Annotated in this window: 13 protein-coding genes; 3 read left to right on the top strand and 10 right to left on the bottom strand. The window is 36.9% G+C overall.

Annotation, left to right across the window (positions count from 1 at the left end):
• The 10 genes from ACLBWW_RS24880 to ACLBWW_RS24835 all read right to left on the bottom strand — a co-directional run bounded on the left by ACLBWW_RS24880 (position 1) and on the right by ACLBWW_RS24835 (position 10,661).
• Entirely contained in the window at positions 1–324 is a 324-nt protein-coding gene (locus ACLBWW_RS24880; protein ID WP_000263262.1) for a DMT family transporter, read from the bottom strand.
• A gap of 47 nt (positions 325–371) precedes the next feature.
• Positions 372–1,823, bottom strand: coding sequence for an NADP-dependent succinate-semialdehyde dehydrogenase (gene gabD, locus ACLBWW_RS24875; RefSeq protein ID WP_048542039.1), 1,452 nt, complete (start codon positions 1,821–1,823; stop codon positions 372–374).
• Positions 1,816–3,183, bottom strand: a complete 1,368-nt coding sequence (locus tag ACLBWW_RS24870; RefSeq protein ID WP_048542041.1) for a sigma-54 interaction domain-containing protein — start codon at positions 3,181–3,183, stop codon at positions 1,816–1,818. Before ACLBWW_RS24870 ends, gabD begins: the two co-directional genes overlap by 8 nt.
• A gap of 115 nt (positions 3,184–3,298) precedes the next feature.
• The gene (gabT, locus tag ACLBWW_RS24865) at positions 3,299–4,663 is read right to left on the bottom strand and encodes a 4-aminobutyrate--2-oxoglutarate transaminase (RefSeq protein WP_048542080.1); all 1,365 of its coding nucleotides are present in this window, start codon (positions 4,661–4,663) and stop codon (positions 3,299–3,301) included.
• Positions 4,664–4,817: 154 nt separating this feature from the next.
• A complete protein-coding gene (locus ACLBWW_RS24860) occupies positions 4,818–5,564 on the bottom strand; it encodes an HAD family hydrolase (protein WP_048542042.1) in 747 nt (248 codons plus the stop codon).
• Positions 5,565–5,701: 137 nt separating this feature from the next.
• Positions 5,702–6,607: a diacylglycerol kinase gene (locus tag ACLBWW_RS24855; RefSeq protein ID WP_000977669.1), complete on the bottom strand. Its 906-nt coding sequence runs from the start codon at positions 6,605–6,607 to the stop codon at positions 5,702–5,704.
• A gap of 470 nt (positions 6,608–7,077) precedes the next feature.
• Positions 7,078–8,505, bottom strand: coding sequence for an Asp-tRNA(Asn)/Glu-tRNA(Gln) amidotransferase subunit GatB (gene gatB / locus ACLBWW_RS24850; protein ID WP_001047688.1), 1,428 nt, complete (start codon positions 8,503–8,505; stop codon positions 7,078–7,080).
• 14 nt (positions 8,506–8,519) lie between these two features.
• The gene (gene gatA / locus ACLBWW_RS24845; RefSeq protein ID WP_048542045.1) at positions 8,520–9,977 is read right to left on the bottom strand and encodes an Asp-tRNA(Asn)/Glu-tRNA(Gln) amidotransferase subunit GatA; all 1,458 of its coding nucleotides are present in this window, start codon (positions 9,975–9,977) and stop codon (positions 8,520–8,522) included.
• A gap of 15 nt (positions 9,978–9,992) precedes the next feature.
• Entirely contained in the window at positions 9,993–10,283 is a 291-nt protein-coding gene (gatC, locus tag ACLBWW_RS24840; protein WP_000086999.1) for an Asp-tRNA(Asn)/Glu-tRNA(Gln) amidotransferase subunit GatC, read from the bottom strand.
• 141 nt (positions 10,284–10,424) lie between these two features.
• Positions 10,425–10,661, bottom strand: coding sequence for a YiaA/YiaB family inner membrane protein (locus tag ACLBWW_RS24835; protein ID WP_001254393.1), 237 nt, complete (start codon positions 10,659–10,661; stop codon positions 10,425–10,427).
• Between the two features lie 231 nt (positions 10,662–10,892).
• On the opposite strand from ACLBWW_RS24835, the gene ACLBWW_RS24830 reads away from it, so the two are divergent.
• The 3 genes from ACLBWW_RS24830 to ACLBWW_RS24820 all read left to right on the top strand — a co-directional run bounded on the left by ACLBWW_RS24830 (position 10,893) and on the right by ACLBWW_RS24820 (position 12,816).
• A complete protein-coding gene (locus ACLBWW_RS24830) occupies positions 10,893–11,375 on the top strand; it encodes a MarR family winged helix-turn-helix transcriptional regulator (RefSeq protein WP_000942477.1) in 483 nt (160 codons plus the stop codon).
• Between the two features lie 75 nt (positions 11,376–11,450).
• Positions 11,451–12,632 carry an ArsA family ATPase gene (locus ACLBWW_RS24825; protein WP_088110123.1) on the top strand — a complete coding sequence of 394 codons (1,182 nt, stop codon included), beginning with the start codon at positions 11,451–11,453 and terminating at the stop codon, positions 12,630–12,632.
• Positions 12,625–12,816, top strand: a complete 192-nt coding sequence (locus ACLBWW_RS24820) for a DUF3926 domain-containing protein (protein ID WP_048542049.1) — start codon at positions 12,625–12,627, stop codon at positions 12,814–12,816. The genes ACLBWW_RS24825 and ACLBWW_RS24820 overlap by 8 nt, the downstream gene beginning before the upstream one ends.
• Positions 12,817–12,948: the final 132 nt, after the last annotated feature.

Here is a 12,948-nt window from a genome sequence, read left to right as displayed (position 1 = left end):
TTATGATGCCGATGAAACCTTAAGCCCAATTACTCCTAAAACAATAAAAAGAATACAAAATGCTTGGAATAAGCTAATGTGCTCTTTAAAGAAATACACACTAATGATTGTAATAAGTAATGTTCCTACACCAGACCAAATGGCATAAGCGATACTTAAATGAATTTTTTTGACAACGATAGCAAATACGCTAAAACAAATTCCATAAAATACGAAAATCAGTACACTTGGAACGAGCTTTGTTAAACCGTTTGATAATTTCATCGCAATTGTTCCAGCTACTTCAAAAATAATTGTTACGAGTAATAATAGCCAATATACCATACTAGAATCTCCTTCTCTGTTACCTTATAGAGATTCTAGTATACTACTTATAGTCCTAATGAAATATATTTAATTTCTAAATATTCCTCGATACCGAAATGGCCTCCTTCACGGCCAATACCACTTTCTTTAAAACCACCGAATGGTGCTTGTGCAACTGATGGAAGTCCATCATTTAATCCGATAATACCGTACTCTAATGCTTCGCTAACTTGGAATGCTTGACTAATATCTTTTGTGAAAATATAAGCAGCTAAGCCATATGGTGTATTATTTGCACGTTCGATTACTTCTTCAACCGTTTTAAATTTCGCAACTGGTGCAACTGGACCGAATGTTTCTTCATTCATACAAAGCATCGTATCGTTCGCCAATCCAATTACAGTTGGTTGCATAAAGTGTCCATCTAGCTCTGCAACCTTATGACCACCAAATAAAACTGTTCCACCCTTTTGGATAGCATCTTCAATATGTTCCTGTACTTTCGAAACTGCATTCTCGTCAATAAGTGGTCCTACAGTCGTTCCGTCACCGAAACCGTCTCCTACTTTCAACTGCCCTACTGCCTTTTGGAACTTCTCTACAAACACTTCATACACTTCTTCCTGAACAAATACTCGGTTTGTACATATACACGTTTGTCCTGCGTTACGGAATTTCGAACCGATTACCGCCTCTACCGCTTTATCTAAGTCCGCATCATTCATAACAATAAACGGCGCGTGACCACCTAACTCAAGTGAAACCTTTTTCATCGTTTGTGCAGCACTGGCCATTAATTCCTTCCCAATTTCCGTTGATCCTGTAAAGGAAACCTTTCGAACACGTCCATCTTCCATCCACGTATCAGCAATTGCTTTCGCACTGCCTGTTACAATATTTATTACGCCTTTTGGAATGTCCGCTTCATGGGCTAATTCAGCTAATTTCAAAGCAGTTAACGGCGTTTGGCTTGCCGGTTTTACAACTGCCGTACATCCTGCTGCAAGTGCCGGGGCTACCTTTCTCGTAATCATAGCAGCAGGGAAGTTCCAAGGTGTAATAGCTGCCATAACTCCAACTGGTTGCTTCATAACTAAAATACGTTTATTCGGATGAGAAGCAGGAATCATTTCACCATATACGCGTTTTCCTTCTTCTGCATACCATTCAACAAAGCTATTTGCATAATTCACTTCACCAAGTGCTTCTGCAAACGGCTTTCCTTGTTCTCTCGTCATAATCGCTGCAATCTCTTCTTTATTTTCATCGATAAGTGTGAACCATTTTTTTAACTTCACTGCACGGTCTGCTGCTGTTAACTTAGACCATGATTTAAAAGCTTCATGAGCAGCATCAACAGCTTGCTTTGCCTCTGTTACCCCGCCCTTTGGTACCGTCGCAAATATTTCTTTCGTTGCTGGATTATTTACTTCGATTTGTTCTTGTAATGTAATCCACTCACCATTTATATACATCGCCTTTTTCTCTACATTTACAAACGTCGCTTTTTTATCCAATGTGTTCTTCCTCCTCTAAAAGTTTCTTTATCTTCCTAGTGGCAGCAGATTGACTTATTTTTAAAAACTCCGCTACTTTATAACTCGATCCATATGTTTTATATGCTTTCAAAATAATATTCCGTTCTACTTCTTCTAACATTTTATAGAGACTTTGGCCGGACTGTTCAACCGTTGATTCTTGCATCGCTATTGGCAAATCTTCTATCGTAACGATATCATCAGCAGTTATAACAATTCGCTCAATCACATTTTCAATCTCTCTATTATTTCCTTCCCACGGGTAACCAACAAACATTTGCAATGTACTAGGCGCTAATTTTACATTCCGGCCATATTTTTCGTTAAAGTGCTGTAAATAATGATAAATGAGTGGCAAAATGTCTTCAGTTCTTTCCCTGAGTGGTGGAATTACAATTGGAATGACATTTAGACGATAATATAAATCTTTCCGGAATGTTCCTTGTTTCACCATCATACTTAAATCTCGATTTGTTGCCGCTACAATTCTAACGTCCACCTTTTTTAATTCTCTTCCGCCAATAGGACGAAACGTTTTTTCTTGCAACACTTGCAAAAGTTTCGCTTGAATTTCAAGTGGCATTTCGCCAATTTCATCTAAGAAAAGAGTTCCTTTATGAGCTGATTCTAATAATCCCTTTTTCCCTTCACGATTCGCACCTGTAAAAGATCCACCTGAGTATCCAAAAAGCTCTGATTCAATTAAATTCGTTGGCAATGCCGCACAATTAATTTCATAGAAACTTTCATTCTTCCTGTTACTCACTTCATGTAAATGACGTACTAATCGACTCTTCCCTACTCCTGTCTCACCTAAAACGAGAACTGTACTATCTACCACAGATACTTTCTTAATTGTCTCGACTATTTTTTGCATAGCGATACTTTTAAAAATAAGTCCTTCATGCTCATACGTTTCTCTTAATTCTTTTTTATATGTTTTTAACTGATTATCCATTTCCTCTACCTTTTGACGTAATTGGTAGAGTTCTGTAAGATCACGAGAATAACTAATTACTCTTCTTAAATTCCCCTCATCGTCAAAAACAGGCCTTGTACGAACATGTAAATACTCTCCTGATTTTGTCGTTTGAACGAGTTCAATCGGTCTCTTTTTTTCAATTACTTCTAACGTTGCCGATGGATAAAAGATACCATCCTTCTGCAATTCTTTCACATGCTTACCTACCAACTCTTTAGCAGCTAGTTGATAGTGCCTTTCACATGTACTATTTACACGCACAACGATTCCCTTTTCGTCAGTCACAAAAATTTCGTCAAACGCGTATTCAAATACATCTTGTAAATCCATTAACACTCGTTCCTTTTCTCCAACCATCCTAGCCACCTCTAACTTTCAATCCATCGATTCACTTCACTACCTTTATTATAAAATGAATTTTCTGTATTTTATATAGAGTCAGCTAGAATGTTTGCGATTTATTATTTAGCTTTTAAACACGAGCAGTATTTGCTTTCTCATAACAGACTTGCAATGATTCTTCAATTATTGTTAATCCTTCTTCAAGTTGCTCATCTGTAATAACTAATGGCATTAACACACGAATAACATTACCGTATGTCCCTGCTGATAGTAGGAGTAATCCGCGTTTATTTGCCTCTGCGCACAAATTAGCTGTTAACGTTTTATCAGGTGCTTTCGTCTTCCGATCTTGAACAAGCTCGAATGCACACATTGCTCCTAAACCACGCACATCACCAATGCAATTATATTTATTTTTCATCTCTTCAAATCGGTTCATTACGACTTTTCCTAATTCTATTGCTCTATCATTTAAATTCTCTTTTTCTATTACATCAAGTACTGCCAATGCTGCTGCACATCCTAGTGGGCTTCCTGCATACGTTCCACCGAGCTCTCCCGGCGCAGACTCATTCATAATTTCCTTGCGCCCAATAACACCACTAATCGGTACACCAGCGCCTAATGATTTAGATACCGTAATTAAATCTGGAACGACATCATAATGATCAATGGCAAAATATTTTCCTGTACGACTAAATCCTGTTTGAATTTCATCCGCTACAAATAAGATGCCGTGTTCTAAACAAATATTGCGTACTTCTTGCACAAACTTCTTACTTGGAACGATAAATCCGCCTTCCCCTTGAACAGGTTCCATTACAACGGCTGCAATTGTTTCTGGTGCTACTTCTGATATGAAGAAATTCTTAAACTCTTCAATCATAAAGTCATCGTACTGCTCTTCCGTTAATCCTTCTGGGCGGCGATATTCGTACGGGAATGGTGCTTTATAGACTTCAGGCGCAAATGGGCCAAATCCAAATTTATATGGTTTTACTTTACTTGTCATCGTCATTGTCATTAATGTACGCCCGTGGAATCCTTTAGAAAATGCAATAATACCAGGTCTTTTTGTATATTTACGAGCGATTTTCACTGCGTTTTCAACCGCTTCTGCACCACTATTTAAAAATAGTACTTGCTTATCAAAACTTCCCGGCGCTAATGCCGCAAGTTTTTCTGCTAATTCAATATATGGCTCATACATCATGACATTAAATCCAGTATGAATGTATTGATCTACTTGTTTATGGAGCGCCTCTTTAACAGCTGGATGACAATGCCCTACGTTAATTGTTCCGATTGCTCCCGCGAAATCAATGTACTGATTGCCATCAACATCTGTTACAAGAGAACCATTTGCAGATTGTACAAACGTTGGGATGCCGTTACTTACTCCTTTTGGTACTATATTTTGGCGGCGTTCTAATAAAGACGCTGCTTTCGGTCCAGGAATTTGTTCATTTACTTTAGCAAATTTTTTTGTGTTCATTACGTACCCCATCCTTTTCTTTACATTGTTTTCTCTTTTCATTGCAAAATGTATGCCAACGTTCTTTCCCAGCATTCATCCTGCATACCTTCTATGTCGACATAAAAAATAAGTCTATAAAGACTCATTAAGAGTCCTTATAGACTTATTTTTCTTACACATTAGACTTTCCTTGTTCCCAAATCAACTCACCCGAATGAGAAATAAACTCCCCAACAGATTGTACTACTAAATCTGCAAGTGGTTCTAACGTTTGACGATCTCCTGTACCAGACAGTACTCCAATTGCATAGCAATCGCCGCCATTTTTCGCTAAATATAAATCAGTTGGTGTATCTCCAACGACGGCTACTTCACATGCTTCTAAATGAAACTTCTCACAAAAAGATTCTACAATTCTTTTATCTGGTTTTTGTGCCGGAAATGTATCTGAAGCTACAACATAATCAAAAAAGGACTCTAATTGATATTGTTTCAAAAATAATTCTGTTGGTGCAAAATCATCAGCTGTCACAACACCTAAAATAAATCCTCTATCCTTTAAACCTTGTAAAATCCTCGGTAAATCCGCCGTCATTTTCATATAGGAGCGGTGTTCATACATAAGAGAAAATAATTTTTCACTTACCCACTCATGCATTTCCTCTTCCTTAGATGACATAATATACTTACAAAGCCCCTTTGCAACATCAAGGCTTGTTCCTGCCGCTATTGCGCTATGAGGGTTCACAAATACCCCATTCACACCGATCTCTTTTAATAAATCCTGCTGCATTGACTTTGGAAGTTGATATAGATTTATACATTCCGCCACAAGTTCTTCAGCTACTTTTATCCAAATTGAATGAAAATCCATTAATGTCCCATCTTTATCAAATAGTATTGCTTTTACCTTCTCCATAGCACCCTACCTCTCGTTTCTTATCTCCTCCAGTGTATCAATAAAGTATGGATATAAAATAAACGAATTGTAAAAATACCATAAAAATCAAACTAACTTCCAATTTACAATTCCTCTATATAATAAAAAGGATGCCTTTACAGGGCATCCTCTTGTTGTTCAGGAACAAATAGTTCAAGACAATGATATATATTTTCGAATTCCATCGGTGCATCTCCACCGTATTCACCGTCTAAGTTAATCATTAGTTTATCTGGTGAATGCACTTTAATTCGATTTGCTTGTGTGTATAGCACTTTTGGGTTATTAATATGTTCACCACGCTGCGCTTGTGTTGCTGCTTTAATTAAGTCAGCAATAGAACCTTTTTTCAGTACTAATAAATCAAATAATCCATCGTTAATCGATGCATATGGTGCTACCTTTTCAAAGCCGCCCACTGAACGAGTATTCGTAATTAAAAACATCGTAATTTCTTCTTGTAGTAATTTCCCATCATACTCAATTTCAACATATGTTGGATGTAATGACGGTAACATTTCGATTCCTTTTAAATAGTAAGCAAGTTGGCCTAATACCGTCTTTAGCTTGCTTGGCACTTCATATGTTAATTCTGTAATACGGCCGCCACCAGCGATATTAATGAAATATGTATCATTCGCTCTACCAAGGTCTAACGGAACTGTTTTTCCTTCACAAATAATATCCGCAGCCTCTTCAATAGCACGAGGTACACCGATCGCACGCGCAAAATCATTTGTCGTTCCAACTGGAATAATTCCAAACTTTGGACGATGTTCATGTCCTACTAAGCCGTTCACCACTTCATTTAATGTACCATCACCACCAGCTGCGATAACAACATCAAACTTACGATCCGCAGCTTGCCTCGCTGCCACAGTCGCATCTCCAGGACCAGTTGTCGCATGACAAGACGCTTCATATCCAGCTTGTTCTAATTTTTGTAATACTTCCGGTAAGCTCTTCTTAAATAGCTCGCGCCCAGAAGTAGGATTATAAATAATTCTTGCTCGCTTCATCATTTATTAGCACAGGAAATTTCTTTATATATTGAAAAAGAACATACCGAACTTCTATTCAGTATTCCCATGCCTACCTCCTCTCATCTTCCTATCCTTCTTTTATCTCGCTCAAACAGGCAGTAAGAACCCGATTCGTGTAGTCCATCAAAAGTAAATATTCATTTCAATGGTTTTGTTTTATTTGACAAAAAATTTATGTCCATCTATTTCCTCACAACAATTTACATATAACGAATAATAATTATCTATTATTTCATGAGATGAAAAAAACCTCTATGTCTAGATTTATCATTATTCCCACCTTTTTGCAACTATCATACCATAGTTGCTATACAAACATTTTTACACTTTTGACAGTTAATCAAACGTTTGTTTAAACGATCTTCTCTCATTTAAACAAACGTTTGATTAACCTAGAAAAACACCCATGTACGGGTGTTTTTCTGCTTAATCTTTACAAGTTACTATTATTATCGCTTATTAATCTCTTCAAGTAAGATTTTGTTAACAAGCGGCGGATTTGCTTGTCCTTTTGTAGCTTTCATAATTTGACCAACTAAGAAGCCAATTGCACGGTCTTTACCGTTTTTAAAGTCTTCGATAGATTGCTCATTATTATCAAGAATTTCTGTTACAACTTTACGAAGTGTACCCTCGTCAGAAATTTGAACAAGACCTTTTGCTTTAACGATTTCCTCTGGGTCTCCACCTTTTTCAATTAACTCGTTAAATACTTTCTTCGCGATTTTAGAAGAAATTGTACCTTTTTCAATTAATTGAACCATTTTAGATAAACCAGCAGGCGTTAATGCAACGTCTTTTAATTCTTTTTGTTGTTTGTTTAAGTATGCAAGCACTTCACCCATTAACCAGTTTGATGTTAGTTTCGCATCTGCTCCATCTTCAATTGCTGCTTCAAAGAAATCAGACATCTCTTTCGTTAATGTTAATACGTGTGCATCATAAGCTGGTAAGCCAATTTCTGCAACGTAGCGAGCTTTACGTGCATCTGGAAGTTCTGGAATCGAAGCACGAATTTCTTCTTTCCATTCATCATCGATGTAAAGTTCAACTAAGTCTGGCTCTGGGAAGTAACGGTAATCGTCAGATCCCTCTTTCACACGCATTAAGATTGTTTTCTTCGTTGCTTCATCATAACGACGTGTTTCTTGTTGGATGATACCACCAGATAACAATTCTTTCTCTTGGCGCACTTGCTCGTGCTCAAGACCTTTTTGTACGTAAGTGAATGAGTTTAAGTTTTTCAGTTCCGCTTTTGTACCGAACTTCTCTTGTCCAACTGGACGAAGGGAAATGTTCGCATCACAACGCAAGGAACCTTCTTCCATCTTACAATCAGATACGCCAGTGTATTGAATGATTGATTTTAACTTCTCTAAGTATGCATATGCTTCTTCTGGCGTACGCATATCTGGCTCAGATACGATCTCGATTAAAGGCATACCTTGACGATTGTAATCTACTAATGAACCATCAGCTGTATGCGTTGATTTACCAGCATCTTCTTCTAAATGAAGACGTGTAATACCGATACGTTTCTTTTTACCGTCTACTTCAATTTCAATCCAACCATTTTCACCAATTGGCTTATCGAATTGAGAAATTTGGTAAGCTTTCGGATTATCTGGGTAGAAATAGTTTTTACGGTCGAACTTCGTTTCCGTTGCGATTTCACAGTTTAATGCCATTGCTGCTTTCATTGCAAAGTTAACTGCTTCTTTATTTAAAGTAGGAAGTACCCCTGGGTATCCTAAGTCAATTACACTTGTTTGTGTATTTGGCTCCGCTCCGAATTCTGTTGGACTCGCAGAGAAAATTTTCGAATTTGTTTTTAACTCAACGTGAACCTCTAAACCAATAATTGTTTCTAAATTCATCTATGCTCGCCTCCTTACAGACTTGCTTTTTTTGTATGATAGTCTGTTGCTTGCTCAAACGCATGTGCAACGCGGTAAATTGTCGCTTCATCGAAGTGTTTACCAATGATTTGTAGACCAAGTGGCATGTTATTAGCACCGAATCCACATGGAACAGAAATCGCTGGAACACCCGCTAAGTTTACTGGGATTGTTAAAATGTCATTTGCATACATTGTCATTGGATCATCAACTTTTTCGCCCACTTTAAATGCCGGAGTTGGCGTTGTTGGTCCAATAATAACATCGTAGTTAGCAAATACATTTTCAAAGTCGTTTTTAATTAATGTACGTACTTGTTGTGCTTTCTTGTAGTATGCATCATAGTAACCAGAGCTAAGTGCAAATGTACCAAGCATAATACGACGTTTTACTTCATCACCAAAACCTTCGCTACGTGTGTTTTTGTAAAGGTCTAATAAATTATTTACATTATCAGAACGAACACCGTAACGTACGCCATCAAAGCGTGAAAGGTTAGCAGATGCTTCAGAAGAAGATAATAAGTAATACGTTGCTAGAGCGTATTTAGAGTGTGGAAGAGATACTTCCTCCCAAGTTGCGCCCATACCTTCTAATACTTTTAAAGCAGCTAGTACTGACTCACGAGCTTCTTCGCCAACACCTTCTCCTAAGTATTCTTTCGGTACAGCAATGCGTAAACCTTTAACGTCGCCTGTTAAACCAGCTAAGTAGTTTCCTACTTCAACGTTAGCAGAAGTTGCATCCATACGGTCAATACCTGAAATAGCTTGTAATAAGTATGCATTATCTTCTACTGTACGTGTAATCGGTCCGATTTGGTCAAGTGAAGATGCGAATGCTACTAATCCGTAACGAGATACGCGTCCGTAAGTTGGTTTTAAACCTACAACGCCGCAATATGCAGCTGGCTGACGGATAGAACCACCCGTATCAGAACCTAGAGAGAATAATACTTCTCCTGCTGCTACAGCTGCTGCAGAACCACCACTAGATCCGCCTGGAACGTAATCTAAGTTCCATGGATTTTTCGTAGCGTAGAAACCTGAGTTTTCATTTGAAGAACCCATTGCGAACTCGTCCATATTTAACTTACCGATTGTAACTGTGTCAGCAGCTTTTAGCTTTTGCACAACTGTTGCATCATAAATTGGATCAAAGTTTGCTAACATTTTGCTCGCACAAGTTGTACGAAGACCGTTAGTTACAATGTTATCTTTTACACCAATTGGCATACCGAATAATAAACCATTATCTTCAGCACCAATTTTCGTGTCTAATTCTTTCGCTTTCGCGCGTGCGTTTTCTTCATCTAATGTAAGAAAAGCTTTTACGTTATCTTCAACATCCGCAATACGTTTGTATGATTCTTCTACTAAATCCGTAACGGAAATTTCTTTGTTGTTTAACTTCTTATGTAACTCTGATACGGAATGATCAAATAATGACATCGAAATTCCCCTCCTCTATTCTAATACTGCTGGAACACGGATTTGATTATCTTTGTGATCCGGTGCATTTTTTAATACTTCTTCGACTGGTAAACCTTTTTCTGGTACATCTTCACGCATAACATTTTTCATAGTTAATACATGAGTTGTTGGTTTTACATCAGTTGTATCTAATTCATTTAACTGTTCTGCAAATGTAACAATTGCATCTAGTTGTTTTTGAAATTTTTCAGCTTCTTGATCAGTAATTGCAAGACGTGCTAAATGTGCTACGTGCTTTACATTCTCAACGGAAATTCTTGACACGGCTAGGCCACCTCCATAATATATCGTTCAATCTACAATACTATTGATGATACCAAATTTTCAGTACTTCAAGCAAGTCAACACACGGCACTTACTGCATTTTTACATAAAAAAAGAAAGGCGAATGCCTTTCTTTACGATTTACTCTTTATCTAACGGTTTATTTTTCGGAAATCTCTCGTTATCTTCTTCATTATCACGAATTGTTTTTTGTAATACAAAACAAGACATCGTTAAAAATAATGTTCCAATTAAATAATATCCTTTTACACTAAGCGTTTCATCTAACGTATAAATCCCAATTAACATACCTGAAAGTGCACAAACAAATGAAGTCCATGCTAAAAACGTGAACGCTTGCGTATTACGTCTTCTCATCGTTCTCCCCCTCGTTAGCTATACATCCATTATAGATAAGTATATTTACCATGATGGATTTTTATGTAAGTTCTAGTTTTATATTTATACATCTATCATAAAAGAATACTATTTTAAAATACATTTTCTGACTAATCTAAAAAAACAATTAAAATTATTGACATTTATTTCAATTCTGTATAAAATAAAAACAAATATTACGAACCTCGAAATATACGGGAGTGGAAATAATTGTTGCAATATGAACATTTTTTAGACTTACTGCTAGATAACGCCAAGAAACTTTTTTATCCTGAAGAATGGGTAAGCCTAGATTTAACACTTTCTAAAACAGAAGTGTTTTGTTTACTTTGGATGGAGCGAAATACAGATATTACAATGACAAAAATCGCTGACCTTCTTGATATACCGATGAGTACAACGACAGGTGTTGTAAATCGCCTCGTAAAAAAGGGATATATTGAAAGGTACCGTGATGAAAACGACCGACGCATTGTATTAATTCGTTTAACAGAAAACGGCGTAATGCTCGTTCAAGAAGTAAAACAAAATGCAGCCCATTACTTTAACCTAGTGACAGAAGCATTATCAGAAGAAGAAAAAGCATTCTTACTACAAATCTTCCAAAAGATCATGAATCACATTGCTACGTCACAGCAAAAAACAGAAGAAAAAGTTTCTACACCTAAAATGAAAAACATTCCGATTGAATAAAACCCTAGTTGGGTTTTTATTCAACATTTTATTTCGGTACTCGTAATATTCGACACTCGAAACAAAGGGGATAGAATAATGAGAATTATTTTGTATACAGGTAAAGGCGGCGTAGGAAAAACTAGCATTTCAGCAGCAACAGCACTTCAAAGCGCAAAACAAGGATTAAAAACATTAGTAATGAGTACAGATCCTGCTCATAGTTTAGGAGATTCATTTGGTATAAAGCTATCTTCTGAGCCATTAGCAATTCGTGAAAATTTGTGGGCACAAGAAATTAATACGATTTATGAGATGGAAAAAGGCTGGGGGAAATTACAGAAATATATTACGCTACTCTTCACCTCCAAAGCAGCTGATGATATTACAACAGAAGAATTAACGATGTTTCCTGGTATGGAAGATTTAATTAGCTTACTTCGCGTACTCGATTATTATAAACAAAACACATATGATGTTATTATCATTGATTGTGCTCCAACAGGAGAAACATTAGCAATGCTCAGCTTTCCAGACATGCTCGGCTGGTGGATGGAAAAATTATTTCCTATTAAAAGAAAAGTTTTAAAAGTTGTTCGTCCTGTAGCTCAACCACTTCTTGGTGTCCCCCTTCCAACCGATGATATTATGGACGAATTAACGAATACACTTGAACAACTTGGAGAAATGAGAAATATTTTATCAAACCGAGACATAACAAGTATCCGCATCGTTGTAAATCCTGAAAAGATGGTCATTAAAGAAGCTCAGCGTAGCTTTACGTATTTAAATTTATACGATTATAACGTGGATGCCATTATGATTAATCGCGTCATCCCTAACACTGTCACCGATCCTTATTTTCAAGCATGGAAAGATACTCAAAAGAAATATAAAACATTGATTCAAGATAGTTTTCAGCCGCTTCCTATTTACGAAGCTCCTATGTTTGAACAAGAGGTTGTCGGTTTGTCTATGTTAGAGCGTGTAGGAGATGCTTTATTTAAATCAGATTCTTCTCCTACGGAAGTGAAATTTAACGGTCGCACTCAATATGTAAAAAAAGATGGCGATGAGTATATTTTCGTTCTCTCCATTCCCTTCTCAAACAAAAGTGAACTTGCATTAAATCAAAAAGGTGATGAGCTTATCATTCGTGCTGGTTCTGTTAAACGGAACATCACATTACCAAAAACGTTAACACACCTTTCTATTCAAGGAGCAAAATTCGAAGATGATGTACTAAACATTCGATTTGGAGGTGTAGTGCATGCGTGAGGAACTACTAAGGAAGGTAATTCGTACAAAAATAAAAGTCGGTATGAATATATTAGAAGAGTTACCTGCCCCAATCCAGCAATCAGCTAAGCAAGCACTAAACATTTTGCAAGAGGAACTAGCTACTTATCCGAAAAAACAAGAGCATCATGAGGATAATTTAAAAAGTATCGTAATCGAATAACCACAAAAAAAAAGACCAGGAAAACTCCTGGTCCATCACTCTACTTAACAAACATTGGATTCTACGTTATACAGAATTGGAAGGTACAGAATTAGGGTTTTGTTTGTTAAGTAGATTATATGTTGAACGAGC

Source organism: Bacillus sp. M5A3_1b (genome assembly GCF_053345335.1).
Note: the sequence above shows the minus strand (reverse complement) of the source record. Positions and strands in the feature narration are given on the sequence as shown.

Bases quoted from the DNA above. Each gene is read 5' to 3' on its own strand.
- ACLBWW_RS24855 (WP_000977669.1), bottom strand. From the start codon at position 6,607: ATGATGAAGCGAGCAAGAATTATTTATAATCCTACTTCTGGGCGCGAG.
- ACLBWW_RS24880 (WP_000263262.1), bottom strand. From the start codon at position 324: ATGGTATATTGGCTATTATTACTCGTAACAATTATTTTTGAAGTAGCT.
- gabT (WP_048542080.1), bottom strand. From the start codon at position 4,663: ATGAACACAAAAAAATTTGCTAAAGTAAATGAACAAATTCCTGGACCG.
- ACLBWW_RS24820 (WP_048542049.1), top strand. From the start codon at position 12,625: ATGCGTGAGGAACTACTAAGGAAGGTAATTCGTACAAAAATAAAAGTC.
- ACLBWW_RS24860 (WP_048542042.1), bottom strand. From the start codon at position 5,564: ATGGAGAAGGTAAAAGCAATACTATTTGATAAAGATGGGACATTAATG.
- gatB (WP_001047688.1), bottom strand. From the start codon at position 8,505: ATGAATTTAGAAACAATTATTGGTTTAGAGGTTCACGTTGAGTTAAAA.
- ACLBWW_RS24870 (WP_048542041.1), bottom strand. From the start codon at position 3,183: ATGGTTGGAGAAAAGGAACGAGTGTTAATGGATTTACAAGATGTATTT.
- gatA (WP_048542045.1), bottom strand. From the start codon at position 9,977: ATGTCATTATTTGATCATTCCGTATCAGAGTTACATAAGAAGTTAAAC.
- ACLBWW_RS24835 (WP_001254393.1), bottom strand. From the start codon at position 10,661: ATGAGAAGACGTAATACGCAAGCGTTCACGTTTTTAGCATGGACTTCA.